The sequence below is a fragment of the Gemmatimonadota bacterium genome, from assembly GCA_026387915.1.
GTDB lineage: Bacteria > Gemmatimonadota > Gemmatimonadetes > Gemmatimonadales > Gemmatimonadaceae > Fen-1231.
This window is the reverse complement of sequence record JAPLKS010000009.1, coordinates 275,028-294,364: the sequence shown is the minus strand read 5'-3', so window position 1 is coordinate 294,364 and position 19,337 is coordinate 275,028. Positions and strand designations below refer to the sequence as shown.

Below are 19,337 nucleotides of genomic sequence, written 5' to 3'. Positions count from 1 at the left end.
TTCATTTTCGATGGGTCGCGCGGCATATTTCACGTTCGACATGACTCCTGCACCCACGTCGGTCGTCCTCAGCGCCCGCGCCTTCGAGCGCACCATTACGCGTATGGCGGACGAGATCATAGAACGCAATGACGGCACCGACCGTCTGTTGCTCGTCGGCATCCAGCGCCGCGGCGTCCAAATTGCCGCCCGGATTGCCGCTCTCATCACCGCCCGTGAGTCTGTCGAGGTGCCGTTAGGCGCTCTCGACATCACGCTCTACCGCGATGACCTCCAAACCGTCGGCCCGCGCCCGGTGGTGGGAAAAACCCACCTGCCCGTGGCCATTGAGGGGCTGAATGTGGTGATCGTGGACGACGTGCTCTTTACCGGCCGGACGATTCGCGCGGCACTCGACGAACTGGCCGATTTTGGCCGGCCCGCGCGTGTCTCGCTCGCGGTGCTGGTGGATCGTGGCGGTCGCGAACTGCCCATTCAGCCTGATGTGGTGGGTAAGCACGTGGAAGTGCCGGTCGGTTCGCGCGTGGACGTCTGCGTCGTCGAACTGGATGGCAAGGACGAGGTCCTGCTCGTCGCCACGGGGGCGCTGTGACCTCCCCACTCGGCAAAGATCTGCTCGGTCTCGAGCATCTTACGGCCGAGCAAATCACTCTTATTCTCGACACCGCTGAGCCGCTCCGGGAAATTTCCGAACGCACGATTAAGAAGGTGCCGACGTTGCGCGGTGCGACGATCGTCAACCTGTTCTTTGAAGCCAGCACGCGAACGCGCATCTCCTTTGAGTTCGCTGAGAAGCGCATGTCGGCCGACACGGTCAATGTGGCGCCGGCGGCGTCGAGCGTGTCCAAGGGCGAAACGCTGGTGGATACCGCGCGCAATCTCGAAGCGATGCGCATTGACATGGTCGTCATTCGCCACGGCTCGTCGGGTGCGGCGCGGTTTCTGGCCGAGCGCATTGAGAGCAACGTCATCAACGCCGGCGACGGGACGCACGAGCATCCCACGCAAGGCTTGCTCGACTTGTTGACGCTGCGCCAGAAGTTCGGATCGCTTGCCGGCAAGAAGATTTGCATCTGTGGTGACGTCCTGCACTCGCGCGTGGCGCGTAGCAACATTTGGGGGCTCACCAAGCTCGGTGCCGAAGTCGCGGTGTGCGGGCCACGGTCGCTGCTCCCCAACGCCATTCACGAAATGGGCGTGCAGGTGTTCGATCGTATTGAGCAGGCCATTGAGTGGGCCGATGCCCTGAACATTCTGCGGCTGCAACTCGAGCGGATGCAGGCCGGCTACATTCCGTCGTTGCGTGAGTACAATCGGGTATTTGGTGTCACGCGCGAGCGGTTGGAGCGTGCGCCGCGTGATCTGCTGATTTTGCATCCGGGCCCCATGAATCGCGGCGTGGAAATCGACTCGGACGTGGCAGACGGCCCGCATAGCGTCATTCTCGAACAGGTCACCAACGGCGTCGCCGTGCGGATGGCCGTGCTCTATCTCCTCGCCGGCAACTCGCCGCGACTCGCCGAAGCCGCCAAGGGAGGCGCGTGACCGACATTCTGCTCCGAGGGGGACGCCTCCTCGATCCATCGACGAATCTCGACGCCGTGGGCGATCTGCTCATTCGCGACGGCAAAATTGAGAGCGTGGGCGGCAAGATCGCCGGCCCCGACGGCGCCACCATTGTCGATTGCACGGGGCAGGTGGTGTCGCCCGGGTTTATTGACGTGCACTGTCACCTGCGCGAGCCGGGACGTGAAGACGTCGAGACGATTGCCACCGGCGCACGCGCTGCGGCGGCTGGCGGTTTTACCGCGGTGTGCGCCATGCCCAACACCGATCCGGTGACGGACAATCAGGCCGCAGTTGGTTTTGTGCTCAAGCAGGGACGCGCCGCCAACGCCGCGCGTGTGTACCCGATTGGCGCCATTTCCATTGGGCAGAAAGGCGAACAGCTCGCCGAGTTCGGTGAAATGGTGGGCGCTGGCGCGGTGGCCGTGAGTGATGACGGCAAGCCCGTGGTCAGTGCGCAACTGATGCGCACCGCGCTCGAATACGCGCGCACGTTCGGTATTCCCGTGGCCGACCACTGCGAGGATCCGACGCTCGCGCACGGTGGGGCGATGAACGAGGGGCTGGTCTCCGCGCGGCTTGGGCTCAAGGGGATTCCGAGCGAAGCCGAAGAGATTATGGCCATTCGCGATATCTTGCTCGCCAAGCGTACCGGCGGCCACGTGCATCTCTGTCATATGAGCACGCGCGGCTCCGTGGATCTCATTCGCTGGGGCAAGGACCGCAACATTCGCGTGACCGCCGAAGTGTGCCCGCACCACATCTCGCTCACCGAGAATGAGGTGGAGGGCTACGACACCAACGCCAAAATGAATCCGCCGCTCCGCACCGCGGACGACGTGCTGGCGTTGCAGGAAGCCGTGAAGGACGGCACGATCGACGTGATTGCCACGGATCATGCGCCGCACCATTACGACGAAAAAGAACGCGAGTTCTCCGATGCGCCCAACGGCATTGTTGGGCTTGAGACGGCGCTCGCGGTGAATATCACCTGGCTTGTCCAGCCGGGGATTATCTCCGTTGCCACGCTGATCGACAAAATGGCCTGCGCACCGGCCAAGCTCTTCCACCTCCCCGGTGGCAACTTGCGGCGCGGCACGGAGGCCGACATCACCGTGTTCGATCCGACGGCGCAGTGGGTGATTGACCCCAAGGCGTTCAAAACCAAGGGGCGAAACACCCCCTACGGCGGCCGTACCCTGACTGGACGAGTGAGTTGTACCCTCGTCGGTGGCCGGATCGTCCATTCCATAATGGGCTAGGGTGTCCCGAACCGCGGGGCTGGGTGTGCGTCGAAGCGTTGTCACCGTGTGCCGGCGATTGTATGAATCCGGACTGATCGCCGGTCAGGACGGCAACGTGTCCGTGCGGCTCTCTCCAACCCGGGTGCTCGTGACCCCCGCTGGAATGAGTAAGGTGGATGTGCGCTCGGTGGATTTGATTGAGGTGGACCTCACGGGTCATCGCGTCCGAGGTCGGTTGCAGGCATCGAGCGAACTCGAGTTGCACCTCGCGCTGTACCGCGCTCGCGCCGACATCGGAGCGGTGGTGCATGCCCACCCGCCGACGGCCACGGGCTTTGCGGTCGCGGGGCGGCCGTTGCCGTATGATGCCTTGGCGGAAATGGTGTATAACGTGGGACCGGTGCCGATTGTGCCGTTCGTGATGCCAGGTTCCGCCGCACTCGGCGAGACGGTGGCAGCAGCGATGGGAGGGTGCGACGCCGCGCTGTTGGCCAATCATGGCGCGGTGACGGTGGGGCGAACGCTGGGGGAGGCGCACCAGCGCATGGAGAGTCTCGAACATGCGGCGCGCATCGTGTGCGCCGCGCTACAGATAGGAGGAGTGACGCATTTGGCCACGGCCGACGTGCGAGCACTCGAAGCACGGAGAGCGAAGCGATGACCGACGACCGCAAGGCCCAAATGCAGCACATTGCGACGCTCCTCGACGAGCGCCGCAAAATCGAAACGTGGCTCGCCGCCCTCGACGCGCGCCGTAGCGCCACGCCCACGCACGTCATGATGCGCGTGGAGCAGGATTATCGCGCCAAGCTGGCCGACGCGCACGCGCGGTTGTCGCAGGAGATGGGAGCGGTGCGCGCGATTGCCGAACAGCTCGAGCAGGATCTCGTGGAGCACGACGCCGGCGTGGAACACAAACGCGACGAACGTGCCGAAGGGGAGTTGCGCGCCGCCGTGGGCGAGTACACCCCGAAAGAGTGGGATAAGCTGCGCGCCAAGTGCGACGCCGCCCTTGAACAACTCGAGGCGGCGCGTGAGGTGGTGCGGCAAGAATTAGCGACCATGCAGGCATTGCTCAGTGAGGCGGGGACGGGAGCGGTGAACTCGGCGAGTGCGGCCGTTGCGAACGAAGGCGCCGCAGATGATGCGCATGTTCCCGTGACACCGGCTGCGGAAGAAGACGAATTGCCGGAGGAGGAGGTCGTGCAGGCTCCGGTGGCGGACGCGGCCCCCGTCGTGGCGCCTTCGACGCCGGCTCCTGCACCGGAGCCACGCCCGTTCGGTGCCGTGCCGACCTCGCCGACCGATGAGTTGGCGTTTCTGCGCGATGTGCTCGGCGGCTCTACACCGCCCGCGTCAGCTGCCGCCGCGCGCCAACCGGCGGCCGAAACGGCTCGTCCCGCGACGAGTCCCAGCGGGCATCGTGCGCAGGGCGCGACACCGGCCGCACCCGAACGGGCGCCGGAACTGTTCGGCGGCGCTGAACCGCATTTTCGGATGACCGAAGATCAAGCGCGAGAGAGCGGCGCCTTTGACAAGCTGTCGAACACCTTTGGCATGAAGACGCCGAGTTCGGCAGAGGTGGTGAAGTCGCTCAAGTGCAATGAATGCGGCAGTATGAACCACCCGACCGAGTGGTACTGCGAGAAGTGCGGTGGGGAACTCGCCGCCTTTTAGGAACGCCGCGCCAGCACCGTGCTGACTCGCTCACTGAGCACGCCGCAGTTCGACTAGGGTTCCTAGTTGCGCAGATGCCACGACCCGCGCTCCCCGTGCTGCACGATCGTGCTGGCAATGCGGTCGGCGCTGTTGTGCCAATGCACCTCGACGGCGCGCTGCGCCGCGAGTGCGTCCCCGTCGGTAATCGCACGAGCAATGGCTTCGTGCTCGCGGATGGCCAGGGAGATGTCGTCTCCCATGGTCCGCACATACAACCGGACGTACCGCTCGATCTGCGGGGTGAGCACCTCGTGCAGCGCGAGCACGCGCGGGCCAGCACTCTCCGCGACGAAGATGCCGTGGAAGTTCAGGTCCAGTTCAAACGCGTGGCTGACGCCGGAGCGTTTCCGACTCTCCGCGGCGAGCGAGCGATTGATGGTGCGGAGCTGACGTGCGACGGTCGCGCGCACCGACCGTGTGCGCTGGGCGACGGGCATGACCGCGAGGCCTTCGAGGCGTCCCAATAACAGGTACAGCTCCCAGCCGTCTTCTGCGGTGAGTGGCGTGACGGTCAACCGCTGATCGGCGCTCCGCCCCGTCGGGGCGACAAAGCCTTCCTGTTGCAACCGGTGCAACGCACTCCGCACGGGCGTTCGGGAGAGCCCGAGATAGGCGGCCACGTCGCGCTCGACGATCCGGCTCCCCGCAGGAATTTCGCCGGAGATGATGCTGGCGCGAATGGTTTCGTACGCGACGGTGACGTGGCCCCCGCCCTTCGTCCGAGTAGGGCGGGGCGCTGTCGCTGTGCGGGCTGGGACGTGGCTCGTGCGCGGAGTGCTCACAGACCGCTAAGGTAGCGGCGGTCCGTGGCGTAGCGCAATGCGCGCGGGCGATGTTTTCGCGCAACGGTATGCAGTATCGGGATACAATTTGGTACACCATTGCGGTATTCCTATCGCTGTCGTACTCTTGCATATCGGGTATTTCGTGCAGGCATTCCGCCCCTTCGGAGATTTGTGCAGCCCCTCGGCATTCACCCCGCTGAAGCGCCCTCCGCTACGCGCGCGTCCGGTTCCGGCGCGATCGGGGGGGTCCAACTCCGCACCCTCGACGACATCGCGGATTTTCGCGCCTGCGTCGCGTTGCAGGAGGCCACCTGGGGGCGCGACGGCGAAACCGTCCACGCCTCGCTCCTCACGGTCGCCGAACACATCGGCGGTCTCGTGGTGGGGGCATTCGATGAGCACGACGCCTTGGTGGGCTTCGTGTTTGGTTTGCCGGGCGCCGACGCCGAAGGACCCTTGCACTGGTCGCACATGCTCGCCGTGCGCGGCGAGGTACGCGGAGCCGGCATCGGTCGACTGCTCAAGGAGTATCAGCGCGCCGAACTCGCGCGACGCGGCGTCACGCGCATCTTCTGGACGTTCGATCCGCTACAGGCGCGCAATGCGCATCTCAACGTTACGCGGCTGGGTGCGCGTATCGTGTCATATGTTGACAACCTCTATGGTGTCACGGCCAGCCCGCTGCACCTCGGTATCGCCACGGATCGGGTCGTGGCGATGACCGATGCCGCGTCGGTGCCGCTCCCGTACCACGAACTCGGCGTCTGCGAGCACGAGCCCGTGCGGTCGGTGGGCGAGCGTGGCGTCGCGCCGTCCGCGCGGGAGCTCGGCGCGTCTGCGGTGCTCGTGGAAGTCCCCGTGGATATTCAGGTCATTGTCAATACGGATCCCGCCCTCGCGGGGCAGTGGCGCCTGGCGACCCGCTCGCATTTTCACAGTCTGCTCGACAGCGGCTACGCCGTCACGGGGTTTGTGCGTGATGAGACGGCGCTGCGTGCATTCTATCGCTTTACCCGGTAGGCGCTCCATAGGCGATTCCGGTTGGCTCGACGTTGTTGTTCGTTGCCGTGGCACCGTGTTGGTTCGTTTCTTTACCCGAGAGGAGATTCGCATGCGTCCGATTATTCACCAGTTGTTCCTGCGGAGAGCGTCCCGAGTAGCGTGGATGCTCCTCGGCGTGTTGCAGCTGACGTGGGCGCCCAGCGTCCTGCCGGCTCAGGGCACGGCGGTCGGCGCGATCGCCGGCGTCATTAAGGATGCACGCACGCAGCAACCCATCGCCGGCGCCACGATCGGCGTCGAGGGGACGCTGATTGCGGGCGCGACCGGGACTGACGGCCGCTATCGTCTGGCGAACGTGCCTACGGGCGCGCGTTTTGTGACGGTGCGTCGCATCGGGTACACGGGCACGCGCTCGTCGGTGACCGTTGCTGCCTCGCGTGACGTGACGCTCGACGTCGAGCTGCAGCCGGCCGCGATCTCCCTCGATCAGGTCGTTGTGACCGGTACGGCCGGCGGCGAAACGCGTCGTTCGATCGGCAACTCGGTGGTGACCATCGACGTGTCAGACGCCCTCGGGAAGTCTGTCGCGCCGAGCCTCAGCAACCTCCTCGCGGCGCGCGCGCCTGGCGTGGTGGTGGCGACCGGCACGTCGCGCCTCGGCGCGTCGCAGGCCATTCAAATTCGCGGGCGCTCGAGTTTGTCGCTCGACAACTCTCCGTTGCTTTACGTGGACGGTATTCGCGTGAACAGCGCGACCGGCCTTGGCGTGGGCGCGGGCGGGTTTTCGGCGCAGGGTGGCTCCGTCGGTGGGCGTCTGAACGACATTAACCCCGAAGACATCGAGAGCATCGAAATCATCAAGGGTCCGTCGGCGGCGACCATCTATGGAACCGAAGCCGCCAACGGCGTCATCCAGGTCATCACCAAAAAGGGCGCTGCGGCGGGCAAGGCGCACTGGAACTTCCAGATCAAAGCTGGCTCGCTCGATTTTACCGATGCGGGCAACCGCATCAGGACCAACTATTTCAAGGACGCCACGGGCACGATCATTCCGTGGAATGGCGTCAAGCAGGAAGCGGCGCGCGGCACGCCGCTCTTCAATACGGGCACGACCCGTGATTACACGGCCGCCGTGTCCGGCGGCCGCGACGGCATCTCCTATTATGTGTCCGGCGATTTTGAGAACGACCAGGGCATTGAGGCAAATAACGCGCTCCGTCGATTCACGACGCATGCCAACCTCAATGTGGTGGCGACGCCGGAGCTCGTGCTCGCCACGAGCCTGAACTTTGTCAATCTCAACGCGCACCTCGGCACGGACTTTGGCGCGTCGGCAATGCTCGGCGCCGAAGCGGGGCATTCCTCGCTCTTCCCAGCGGGGCGCGGCTTCTACCCGAACTGGCAGCCTGGCGTCGCGCAGAAGCTGTGGGATAACTCGCAGGCGGTCAATCGCTTCACGGGGAGCGAGACGATTACGCATCATCCGTTCTCGTGGCTCACGCAGCGCCTTGTGGTTGGCCTCGACCAGACGAACGAAGACGATCGCGACCTCGAGCGGTTCGCGACGCCCGATTTGTCGGCTGGGCTTTCCCCGTCAGCGGCGGCCGGACGTATCGCGCAGACGCTGCGGAACTATTCGTATATCACGGGCGATTATTCCAGCACGGCAACGGCCAATATCACGCCGACGATCAGCTCGACGTCGTCGCTCGGTCTTCAGTTCTATCGCACGGAGTTGAACATCAGCACCGCCGGTGGCCTCTCGTTCCCGGCACCGGGCGTCGAGATGATTTCCGCCACCGCAACGCCGATCACGCCGACGCAGAGCTACACGCTGAACACCACGATCGGCGGCTATTTCCAGCAGCGGTTCGGCTGGCGCGATCGCGTCTTTGTCACCGCGGCGGTTCGCGTGGACAACAACAGCGCATTCGGCAGCGGATTCAAGTGGGTCACGTATCCCAAGATTAGTGGGACGTGGGTCGTCAGCGAGGAGTCGTTCTGGAAGGCCAATAAGTGGGTCGACGCGCTGCGTCTGCGTACTGCCTACGGTGAGTCAGGCCGCCAGCCGGCCGCATTCGCGGCCCTCCGCACCTTCACGCCGGTGCAGGGCCCCGGCGGCACGAACGCCGTGACGCCAGGCTCTATCGGCAACTCCGGTCTCAAGCCAGAGCGTGGCAAAGAGTTCGAAGTGGGCATCGAGGGCAGCCTCATGGGGCGGCTCTCTTTCGACCTGACCTATTGGACCAAGAAGACCTTCGACGAAATCGTCGCCCGCGGCATCGCGCCGTCGAGCGGCTTCGCTGGCACGCAGTTCTCCAACTTGGGTCAAGTCGATAACAGCGGCGCCGAGTTGTTGCTGACCTATCAGGCGATGAGCCGCAAGAATGTTGATTGGCAGATCACCTACTCCATCAGCACCAATGGCGACATCATCAAGAGCCTCGGCGGCGTGCCCTCGCTGGTGACCAGCGAGGGGCAGTTCAATGTGATCGGCTATCCGATCGGCGGCTTGTGGTCACGTCGGGTAGTGTCGGCGGACCATGATGCCACGACCGGCTTTGCGACGAATGTCCTGTGTGACGGTGGCCCGGGGAAAGCGTCGGTGGCCTGCGCGACCGCGCCGTTCGTGTATTTGGGTTCACCGACCCCCGCGCGTTCTGGGTCGCTCGGCAACACGCTGACGTTGTACAAGCGTCTGCGTCTGTACGCGTTGGTCGACTTCCGCAGCGGCAACCGTTTGGTGAACGCCGTCGACAAGATTCGCTGCCAGGGACTTGCGGGCGCCGGTTTGTGCGACGTCAACTACAACCCCAAGAACTACCCGGCGACGTATGTGGCGGCGGCGAACATCTCGGCCTACAGCGCCCAGATGGGCGACGCCTTTATTGAGGACGGCTCGTTCGTGAAGTTCCGCGAACTGTCGGCCACGTATTCGTTCCCAGATTGGCTGCCGGGCCTCTCGCGCGCGTCGATGACGCTGGCCGCACGTGAGCTGCACCTCTGGAGCAAGTATTCGGGAATCGATCCTGAGGTCAACTCCGCCAATGCCGCAACGTCGATCACCACCCAAGATCAGGGATTGGTGCCGCCGTTGCAGCGCATTTTGCTCACGCTGAACTACAAGTTCTAACCATGCGCCCACACATCATTCGGAGACTGCGCACGATGACCCGCATCTCGCACCGTTCGCCCGCTCGCCAGGCGCTTGCCCTTGCCGCCGTACTGGGGCTTGGGGCTGCCATGGCGTGCAGTGAACTCACGACTCTTAAGCAGGAAAACCCGGGCCAGCTGTCCGCGTCGACACTGTACGTGCCGGCCAACGCGCAGCTGCTCGTGAACGGCGCGATCGGCGATTTTGAGTGCGCCTTCTCGCGCTACGCCGTTGGGAGCGGTGTCTTAATGGACGAACTCTCCAACGCGATCTCGAGTTCGAATACGTTCGACTATGACCGCCGCACGCTGCCCAGCAACTCGGGGTACGGTACGGCGAGCTGCGCCAGCAGCCTTCAGGTTCCTGGTATCTACACGCCGCTCTCCACCGCACGCGCGTCCGCCGATACCGTCGCAGCGAAACTCGAAGCATGGACTGATGCGCAGGTGACCAATCGTACCAAGCTCATTGGTCAATCCTATGCGTATAGCGGCTATAGCCTCGTGCTGCTCGGCGAGGGGATGTGCTCGGCGGCGATCAACGTCGGACCGGAGATGACGCCGGCGCAGCTCTTTGCCGAAGCGAAAATTCGATTCGACAAGGCGATCACCGCCGCGACGACCGCCGGTGACGCCGCGACGATCAGCCTCGCGACCATGGGACGCGCGCGCACGTTGCAAAACCTTGGGAGCCTGTCGGCTGCGGCGGCCGATGCAGCGAAAATCACGGATGCAAACTACGTCGCCAATATTTCCGTTGATGCGACGAACGCGCGGCGCCAGAATGCGGCCTACGTGACGACCGTGCTGAACTTCTTCTTTACGGTCGATCCGTCGTACCGTGGTCTGACCTTCGGCGGAGTTGCTGATCCCCGGGTTTCCGTGGTGAATAGTGGCAAATTAGGTACGACCGGTGGTGCGGTGTGGCAGGCGAGCAAGTCGCTCACCGCGACGTCGCCCATGGCCATCACGCGCTGGGCGGAGTCGCAGCTCATTCAGGCGGAGAATGCCGTCTCGACCAACAACCTGACGTCGGCCGTGGCATTCATCAACGCCTTGCACACAAAGGCCGGCATCCCGGCGTATGACGGCACGGGGCTCACCTCGGCGCAGGTGTTGGCGCAGGTCATTGAAGAACGTCGTCGCGAGTTCTTCCTTGAGGGACACCGGCTCGGTGACATTCGACGGTACAGTATCGAGCTCAGCCCCGCCTCGGGCACGCTCTTCCCGAACGGCGGTACCTATGGATCGCAGTCCTGTTTCCCTCTGCCAGATGTTGAGCGAGTCAACAATCCCAACTTCGTAAAACCGTAAGTATCGTAAGACGGGCGCGGCGGAAGGACTCGCCGCGCCCGTCTTGCGTTCACCCTTCTGCTCCAGCGACACATGCCTAGGATCCCCGTCGGCGTCGCGCGGTTGGTGTTCGCCGCTCTACTCGCCGTGACCGCCGCCGGCTCCGCCCGCGCGCAGGCTCCAAGCGTTGGCGATACAGTGCCGAACGCCGCCTGGTTCGACCGACGCGAAGTGATGATCCCGATGCGTGACGGAGTCTCGCTCCACACGCTCATCTACACGCCCAAAGCGAACACCACGGATCTCCCCTTTATTCTCACGCGCACGCCGTACGGCATTGCCGGCGCTGGGGGCAGCTTTGCCACCTCCTACGCGGAACTGGCGCGCGAGGGCTACATCTTTGTTTACCAGGACAATCGTGGTCGCTTCACGAGCGAAGGACAGTTCGTGATGCTGCGCCCGCCACGCGACAAGAGCGATCCCAAAGCGGTCGACGAAGCGAGCGACACCTGGGACACCATTGAGTGGTTGCTCAAAAACGTTCCCCACAACAACGGCCGCGTCGGGCAGCTCGGCGTCTCGTATCCGGGTTGGCTCACCGTGATGTCGATGCTCGATCCGCATCCGGCGCTCAAGGCCGTGTCACCGCAGGCCTCACCCGCGTCGATGTTTCTCGGGGACGACTTTCATCATAACGGCGCGTTCCGTCTGAGCTACGGGTTTGAGTATGTCGCCATGATGGAGGCGAGCAAGACGATTACACCGTTCGCCTTCGATCAATACGACAGCTACAAATGGTTTCTCGATCTCGGGCCGCTGTCAAACGTGCCGGCAAAACTCAACGGCTCGCTCCCCACGTGGGGGAACTTTGCGAGCCATCCCAATTTCGACGCCTTCTGGCAGCGCGAGTGGGTGACCAAGTACCTCACCCGCGTGACCGTGCCGACGCTCAGCGTCGCCGGCTGGTGGGACCAAGAAGATTTCTATGGCGCGGTGACCATCTACGAGGCACTCGAGCGCTTCGATACCAATCACCAGAACTATCTCGTGGTGGGCCCGTGGAACCACGGCGGGTGGCGCGGCGCGAGTGGACAGAAGCTCGGTCCCATCGACTTTGGAGCGCCCACGGCGCGCGAGTATCGCTCGAGGATTGAAGCGCCCTGGTTTGCCTACTGGCTCAAGGGGAAGGGAGAACTTCACCTCGCCGAGGCCACGGTGTTCGAGGCCGGCGCGAATGCGTGGCGGTCGTACGAGAGTTGGCCGCTCAAAGCCGGCGTGACGCAGCGGAAGCTGTATTTCGGGCCGGCGGGCGCCCTGTCGTTCAACGCCCCAGCCGCGAGCGCCACGGCCGCGTATGACGAATACATCAGCGACCCCGCGGCGCCCGTGCCGTATCGCGCTCGTCCCATTGTGGCATCGCTTGGCGGCCGCGGCTCGACCTGGTCCACCTGGCTCTCCGACGATCAACGCTTCGTGCAAGACCGCGTGGACGTTGCCGCGTGGGAGACACCCGTTCTCACAGAAGATGTGACGCTCGGCGGATCGATCGCCGCACACCTCTTTGCGTCCACCACCGGCAGCGATGCCGACTGGGTGGTGAAGCTCATTGATGTGCTCCCCGAAGGGAACGCGGCCGACCCGAAGATGGGCGGTTTTCAGTTCATGGTGGCGAACGACGTGTTTCGCGGGCGCTTCCGCGAGAGCTTCGAAAAGCCCAAGGCCCTCGTGCCGGGCGCCGTGAATGAATTCACGATTGACCTGCACACGCAAGCGTATCGGTTCCTGAAGGGGCATCGCATTCGCGTGCAGGTGCAGAGCAGCTGGTTCCCGCTCATTGATCGCAACCCACAGCGCTTCGTGCCCAACATCTTTGAGGCCAAGCCGACTGATTTTATTCGCGCGACGCAACGCATCTGGCGGGCGCCGGGCCGTTCATCCTATGTCGAGTTTCCAGTCGTTTCCAACCGTACCGGAGCCACACCATGATTGCGAGTCGTAAAGTTCCCAGCGGGCGCGCCTGCGCTCGGCTGTTGCACGTGATGATGGTGGCGGTGCTCGTCGCTTCGAGTGCGGGAGCGCAGTCGAAGGCCGACAAGGTCGCCGCGAAGGCCGCGAACAAGGCCGCGCCGAAGGTCGATCTGGTGGCATTCGACGCCCTGGTGGCCAAAGCCGCAAAAGCGTGGAATGTACCGGGGCTTGCCATTGCGATCGTGAAAGACGATTCGCTCGTGTTCGCCAAAGGCTACGGTGTCCTGGAGCGCGGCAAGCCGACGGTGGCCGACGAGCATACCCGCTTTGCCATCGGCTCCACCACCAAGGCCATGACGACTGCGGCGCTGGCCATGTTGGTGGACGAAGGCAAGCTGAAGTGGGACGACCGAGTGATCGACATTCTCCCCGATTTCCGCCTCTATGATCCGTGGGCGACGCGTGAACTCACTGTTCGTGACATCCTCACGCACCGCAGTGGCCTGCCGGGTATTGACCTGCTCTGGTTGCGCGGCGACCTCACGAACGCTGAGATGATCACACGGCTTCGCACGGTGAAGCCGTCGTCATCGTTCCGTTCGAAGTGGGAGTACCACAACGTTGTCTACTCCATTGGTGGCGCGATCGTGGAGAAGCTGTCGGGGATGTCGTGGGACAAATTCGTCAGCACCCGCATCTTTGCGCCGCTCGGCATGCGCGAGTCGATTCCGCTGGTGTCGGGAATCGCCGGGCAGCCGAATGTTGCCGTGCCGCACGGGATGGCGCGCGACAGCGTGCAGGTCGTGCCGGTCCGAAGCACCGACGCCGTCGCATCGGCCGGATCGGTGTGGTCGAGTGTGAGCGATATGTCGCGCTGGATGCGCTTTATGCTCGACAGCGGCCGTGTGGGATCGAATCGGTTGATCGCGCCCGCGACCTTCCGCGAAATCGTCGCGCCGCAAATCCGCGCGCCGATGTCGGAGTATCCCGCGCTGCGGCTCGCCAATCCGAACACCTTTTCCTACGCGCTGGGCTGGTTCGTCCAGGACTATCACGGCTCCACCGTTTGGATGCACACCGGTAGCATCGACGGAATGAGCGCGATCATCGGCCTGATGCCGGACCAGAAGATTGGCGTGTATGTGCTCGCCAATCTTGACCACGCCGAGTTGCGTCACGCGCTGATGTATCAGGGCTTTGATCTCTTCACCGGTGCCGCTTCGCGCGACTGGAGCGGGGAACTCCATACCCTGTTCGACGAAACCGCTCGGGCGCGTCAGGCGGCGGTGGCGTCGGCGGCGGCTGCCCCAACGGCGCCAGCGGTTCCTTCGTTCCCGTTGGAACGCTACGCCGGCACCTATTCGGACTCGACGTACGGCGCGGTCACGGTGACCGTCGCGGACGGCGTGCTCCACGCCAAGTACGGCCCGCTCGATTTTGGTGCGCTCGATCCGGCGCCGCACGATTCCTTCCGTGCGCGCGCAACGGCACGTACGGTCGGTGGTTCGGCGCTCGTGTTTCTCCCCGACGGCGCCGGTGGCGTTGCGTCGGTGCGCGTGTTGGGTGTTGCCTTCCTCAAACAACGGACGAAGTGAACTGGCCTCGGCCAGTCACTCACTTCATTGGAGAATTCTGCATGACTAGCAATACACCAAGGCTCACGCGCGCGCTGCTGATCTTGCTCGCGTCGTTGGTCGTATCACCCGCGTCTGCGCAAGGCACGCGGTTGCTCAGGCACCCCTCCGTGTCCAAGGACGCCGTGGTGTTCGCCCACGGCGGTGACATTTGGGTGTCGGCGCGGTCGGGCGGCGACGCTCGGCGCCTCACCTCGACCGTCGACGTGGAGTCCGAGCCGCACTTTTCGCCAGACGGCGCGCTCGTCGCCTACAGTGCGACGATCAACGGAAATATGGATGTGTATGTCGTGCCAACCGCAGGCGGTGACGCACGCCGCCTCACGTTCCATCCCGGCAACGACAACGTGCGCGGATGGACGCCCGACGGAAAGGCCGTGATTTTCGCCACAGAGCGCACCACGGCGCCGGGATCGTCGTACACGCAGTTGTATCGCGTGCCGGTCGAAGGTGGTCTGCCTACGGCGCTTCCCGTTCCGAGAGCGTGGCACGGGGCGTTGTCACCCGACGCCAAGAGTCTCGCGTACGATGAAATCCCGCAGAACTTCGTGCCGGCGTGGTACGAGGGCAGCCAGTGGCGTCGCTATCGTGGTGGCCGCGTACATCCGATTCGGGTGATGACGCTTGCCGATCACGCGGTCGCGAAGTTGCCGTGGACCGACAGCAATGATCACGATCCCATGTGGATCGGCAACACCATTTACTTCATCTCGGATCGCGATAACGTTTCGAACTTGTTCTCGTATCGCACCGACACCAAAGCCGTGAAGAAGCTCACGAACTTCACGGACTTCGACGTCATGAACGCAAGCGCCGGTCCCGACGCGATTGTGTTCGAGCAGGGCGGGTACGTGCATCTGTTCGACATCGCGAGTGGTCAGGCGCGCCGTCTCGCCATCACGGTGCGGGGCGACATGCCGTGGGCGCGGGCCGGTGTCCGCAATGTGGCGAGCGCCATTCGCACCGCCGCGCTGTCGCAGACCGGTGTACGTGCGGCGTTTGAGTCACGGGGCGACATCTTCACTGTGCCGGCCGACAAGGGCGACGTGCGCAACATCACGCACTCGTCGGGCACGCATGATCGCGGTCCCGCGTGGGCCCCGGATGGTGCTCGTCTCGCGTGGTTCTCTGACGCCACCGGTGAATATCAGCTGATGATCGGCGACCAAGCGGGCCTCACCGCGCCGCGCTCCATCGCGCTGCCCACGTCGGCGTACTTCTCAGAAGCCAACTGGTCCCCGGACGGCAAACAGCTTTCGTTGATTGACAATCATTTGAACCTGTGGACGATGGACGTCGCCTCGGGTCGCTTCACCAAAGTCGATTCCGACACGTACCCAGATCAGGGGCGCGAGATGACGCCGGCGTGGTCGCCGGATTCTCGCTGGCTCACCTACTCGAAGGGCACTGACAGCCACTTCCGCGTGGTCATGCTGTACAGCCTCGCCGAAGGCAAGCCGCACCAGATCACCGACGGCTTGAGCGATGCGATCACACCGGTGTTCGACGCGGGCGGTCGTTATTTGTACTTCCTCGCCAGCACCGACATTGGGCCACGCACCGGCTGGCTCGAAATGAGCTCCATCGATCGGCCTATTCGACGCTCGCTCTACATCACGTTGTTGCGAGCGTCTGATCCATCGCCGTTGCTCCCAGAGCGCGGTGACGAGCCGGTGGTCGCCGCTGCCGAGCCCCGCGCACGTGGCGACAGCGCTGGTGCCGCGGCGCGGCCGAGGGCTGACAGTGCCGCGAGCATTGACCTTGCAAAGATTGACCAGCGGATTCTCGCGCTTGCGACGCCGGCCGGCGATTACTCAGCGTTGACGGCGGGCCCCGCCGGCAGCGTCTTCTACGTCGAAGCGGCCGCACCTGGTGCGCCTGCACGGCTACACAAGTTTGACCTCAAGGCACGCGCGCCCATGCCGTTCATGGATGGCGTACGCAGCTTCGTGGTGAGTGGCGATCGCAAAAAGCTTCTGTACATGAGCGGCGCTGGCGCCGGTGCGCGTTGGGGCGTGGTGGGAACGGCCGCACCGGCCAAGGTGGGGGACGGTGCGCTCGCGCTCGCCGCGATGCAGGTCAATCTCGATCCGCGCGCCGAGTGGGCCAATATCTTCCGCGAAACGTGGCGCATTCAGCGCGAGTATTTCTACGACGCAAAAATGCAGGGCAACGACTGGAACGCCGTCTACGAGCGCTACGCCTCCTGGCTACCGTCGGTGGACCATCGCGAAGACCTCGGCTACCTCATTGCGATGACCGGTGGCGAACTCACCGTTGGTCACTCCTATCTCAGCGGCCCAGGCGATAACGGGGCGACCGCGCCAGTCAACGTGGGACTCCTCGGTGCCGATCTTGCGCTTGAAAACGGGCGCTATCGCATCACGCACATCTATTCGGGTGAGAACTGGAACCCGGAACTCCGCGCGCCGCTCAGTGCGCCCGGCATTGATGTGCGCGAAGGCGACTACCTCCTCGAAGTAAACGGTGTGCCGCTGGCGCCGCCGACCAATCCGTACGCTCCGTTCGAAGGGCTCGCGGGGCGGCAGGTGGTGCTGCGTGTGGCGCGGTCGGCCACCGGTGAGGGGTCGCGTGTGGTGACCGTCGTTCCGATTGCCTCCGAGGAAGGGCTCCGGACACGCGCCTGGATCGAACACAATCGCCACGTGGTGGATTCGTTGTCGAAGGGCGTCCTCGCGTATGTCTGGCTGCCCAACACGGGTGGCCCAGGCTACAGCTACTTCACGCGCTACTTCTTTGCGCAGCAGGACCGTCAGGGCGCGATCATCGACGAGCGGTACAACCACGGCGGTATGGTGGCCGATTACATCGTCAATGAACTCGATCGCAAGGTGATGGGGTGGTTTGCACAGCGCGACGGCAAGGTCGTCACGTCGCCGGCGGCTGGTATCTTCGGGCCGAAGGTGATGCTGATCAACGAGTCGGCGGGGTCGGGTGGCGACGCGCTGCCCTACATGTTCCGCGCGCGCAAGATTGGCACGATGGTTGGCACGCGCACCTGGGGCGGACTCGTCGGGACACTCGGCACCCCGCAGACCATCGACGGTGGCGGCATCACGGCACCGGCACTCGCATTCTACGACACGCTCGGAAAGTGGTCCGTGGAGAACGAGGGCGTCCCACCGGACATTATGGTGGAGAACGGTGCGGCCGAAGAGCTCGCTGGGCGCGATATGCAACTTGAGCGCGCCGTGCAGGTTGCGCTGGAGCAGTTGGCCAAAAATCCAGTGAAGAAAGTCGCACGCCCGGCGCCAATCGACCGGACGCGCAAGCCGTGAGGTTCAGCACAAGCATCGCCGCACTCGCCCTCGGGGCGGGTGCGGCGGGTGCGCAGTCGCCGCGTTTCTCGGTGACGGTACCGGCCTCGGTGCACGCCGGCGCGCTCACCGGTCGCCTCGTGATTGCGATCGCCAAGACAGCACAACCCGAACCGCGGCTCGCGCTTTCACTGCGCGGGCCGCTCGTTGTTGCGGTGGACCTCGAACAGGTCGCGGCGGGGGTGGCGACCGGTGTAGACGCGAAAGCCGTCGGATATCCTGGCGGCCTCGCCACGCTTCCGCCCGGCGACTATTTCGCGCAGGCAGTCGTCAACGTGTACGAGCAGGTGCACCGAAGCGACGGCAAGAATATCTGGCTGCACATGAACGATGGAACGATTGAGTTCTTTAGTGCGGCAGAGGGCAATCTGTATAGCGACGTCGTGCCGATGCACGTCGGCTATGGCGGCGTCATTCGCCTCGACGTCTCACACGTAATTCCGGCGGCGCCAAAGTTGGTGGACACCGACTGGGTGAAGCACGTCACCTTCCAGAGCCCGATGCTCACGAAGTTCTGGGGGCGCCCAATCTTTCTTCACGCCTCGGTACTGCTCCCCAAAGGGTACGCCGAACATCCCAACGTCCGGTATCCGAGTGTGTACGCGCTGGGGCATGGCACCACGCCCTTCTCATTCTCCACGCGTCCGCCGACCCCTCCAGCGGGCGCAGCTGCAGGCCCCGGCCCCGCTGGCGGCATCAATCCAAATACAGGGCTCGAAGGCGGCTACGCGACATACACCGCGTGGAATGGTGACGCCTTTCCGAGAGTGATTGCCATCACCCTTCAGCAGCAAACGCCGTACTTCCCCGATTCATATTCGGTGAACTCCGCCAACAACGGCCCGTACGGCGATGCGGTCACACAAGAGATGATTCCGTTTCTCGAGGAGAAATTCCGCATTCTTCGCGAACCGTGGGCGCGTCATCTCGAGGGTGCCTCCACGAGTGGCTGGCAGACGTTGGCGTTAATGCTCCAACACCCCGACATGTTCGGCGGGGCGTGGGTGCTCCAGCCCGATCCCATTGATTTCACGCGCTATGGCATGGTGAATGCCTATGCCGACTCCAACGCGTTCTCGGTACCGCTCGGTCCCTTCCTCTCCACCGAACGCTATTTCCAGCGAACGGGCGACGGCCAAGGGCTCTACAGCACGCGGCAGCTCAGTTTGTTCGAAGACGTCCTTGGCAGTCACGGGCGTGCCGCCTTTCAGCTCGAAGCGTGGGAGGCCGTGTACGGTCCGGTGGGGGAGGACGGCTATCCCAAGCCGCTCTGGAATAAGCAGACGGGCATTATTGACCACAGCGTCGCGACATACATGCGCGATCACGGGTTCGACCTGCGCGCCTACGCCGAGGCCAACTGGCCAGCGCTCGGACCAAAGGTGCAGGGGAAACTGCACTTCTTTGCCGGCGATATGGACGATTACTGGCTTAATCTGGCCGTTTACAAATTCGAAGAATTCGCCAAGCGAACGACCAATCCTGTGTCCGATGCGGAGTTCACCTATGGGCGCCCTATGAAAGGGCACTCGTGGCACGCGTGGACCTGGGCGCAGTATGTCCGGCTGGTTGGCGAAGCGTTGAAGGCCCACATGCCAACGGGCGAGGAATCGCGCCGCTGGATCTACTGATCAG

13 protein-coding genes are annotated in these 19,337 nt (G+C 63.9%); 12 read left to right on the top strand and 1 reads right to left on the bottom strand.

What is annotated here, in order from left to right:
* Positions 1-40 precede the first annotated feature (40 nt).
* The 5 genes from pyrR to NTZ43_05475 are packed head-to-tail and all read left to right on the top strand — an operon-like array spanning position 41 to position 4,487.
* Positions 41-592 (top strand): bifunctional pyr operon transcriptional regulator/uracil phosphoribosyltransferase PyrR, encoded by a 552-nt coding sequence (gene pyrR / locus NTZ43_05495; GenBank protein ID MCX5766661.1) that lies wholly within the window; start codon positions 41-43, stop codon positions 590-592.
* Positions 589-1,545, top strand: coding sequence for an aspartate carbamoyltransferase catalytic subunit (locus NTZ43_05490; protein ID MCX5766660.1), 957 nt, complete (start codon positions 589-591; stop codon positions 1,543-1,545). Before pyrR ends, NTZ43_05490 begins: the two co-directional genes overlap by 4 nt.
* Positions 1,542-2,828, top strand: a complete 1,287-nt coding sequence (locus NTZ43_05485) for a dihydroorotase (GenBank protein ID MCX5766659.1) — start codon at positions 1,542-1,544, stop codon at positions 2,826-2,828. The genes NTZ43_05490 and NTZ43_05485 overlap by 4 nt, the downstream gene beginning before the upstream one ends.
* 25 nt (positions 2,829-2,853) lie before the next feature.
* Positions 2,854-3,471 (top strand): class II aldolase/adducin family protein, encoded by a 618-nt coding sequence (locus NTZ43_05480; protein MCX5766658.1) that lies wholly within the window; start codon positions 2,854-2,856, stop codon positions 3,469-3,471.
* Positions 3,468-4,487: a hypothetical protein gene (locus tag NTZ43_05475; GenBank protein MCX5766657.1), complete on the top strand. Its 1,020-nt coding sequence runs from the start codon at positions 3,468-3,470 to the stop codon at positions 4,485-4,487. Before NTZ43_05480 ends, NTZ43_05475 begins: the two co-directional genes overlap by 4 nt.
* Before the next feature lie 62 nt (positions 4,488-4,549).
* Here the strand turns inward: NTZ43_05475 and NTZ43_05470 are convergent, their stop codons facing one another.
* Positions 4,550-5,311: a GntR family transcriptional regulator gene (locus NTZ43_05470; GenBank protein MCX5766656.1), complete on the bottom strand. Its 762-nt coding sequence runs from the start codon at positions 5,309-5,311 to the stop codon at positions 4,550-4,552.
* 174 nt (positions 5,312-5,485) lie between these two features.
* On the opposite strand from NTZ43_05470, the gene NTZ43_05465 reads away from it, so the two are divergent.
* The 7 genes from NTZ43_05465 to NTZ43_05435 all read left to right on the top strand — a co-directional run bounded on the left by NTZ43_05465 (position 5,486) and on the right by NTZ43_05435 (position 19,333).
* Positions 5,486-6,334 carry a GNAT family N-acetyltransferase gene (locus NTZ43_05465; protein ID MCX5766655.1) on the top strand — a complete coding sequence of 283 codons (849 nt, stop codon included), beginning with the start codon at positions 5,486-5,488 and terminating at the stop codon, positions 6,332-6,334.
* Between the two features lie 91 nt (positions 6,335-6,425).
* On the top strand, positions 6,426-9,449 hold the full coding sequence (locus NTZ43_05460; protein MCX5766654.1) for a SusC/RagA family TonB-linked outer membrane protein: 3,024 nt from the start codon (positions 6,426-6,428) through the stop codon (positions 9,447-9,449).
* Between the two features lie 35 nt (positions 9,450-9,484).
* On the top strand, positions 9,485-10,783 hold the full coding sequence (locus tag NTZ43_05455; protein ID MCX5766653.1) for a RagB/SusD family nutrient uptake outer membrane protein: 1,299 nt from the start codon (positions 9,485-9,487) through the stop codon (positions 10,781-10,783).
* Between the two features lie 72 nt (positions 10,784-10,855).
* Positions 10,856-12,748, top strand: a complete 1,893-nt coding sequence (locus tag NTZ43_05450) for a CocE/NonD family hydrolase (GenBank protein MCX5766652.1) — start codon at positions 10,856-10,858, stop codon at positions 12,746-12,748.
* Positions 12,745-14,325, top strand: coding sequence for a serine hydrolase (locus tag NTZ43_05445; GenBank protein MCX5766651.1), 1,581 nt, complete (start codon positions 12,745-12,747; stop codon positions 14,323-14,325). Before NTZ43_05450 ends, NTZ43_05445 begins: the two co-directional genes overlap by 4 nt.
* A 41-nt stretch (positions 14,326-14,366) precedes the next feature.
* The gene (locus NTZ43_05440; protein MCX5766650.1) at positions 14,367-17,663 is read left to right on the top strand and encodes a PDZ domain-containing protein; all 3,297 of its coding nucleotides are present in this window, start codon (positions 14,367-14,369) and stop codon (positions 17,661-17,663) included.
* Positions 17,660-19,333: an alpha/beta hydrolase-fold protein gene (locus tag NTZ43_05435; GenBank protein ID MCX5766649.1), complete on the top strand. Its 1,674-nt coding sequence runs from the start codon at positions 17,660-17,662 to the stop codon at positions 19,331-19,333. The genes NTZ43_05440 and NTZ43_05435 overlap by 4 nt, the downstream gene beginning before the upstream one ends.
* Positions 19,334-19,337: the final 4 nt, after the last annotated feature.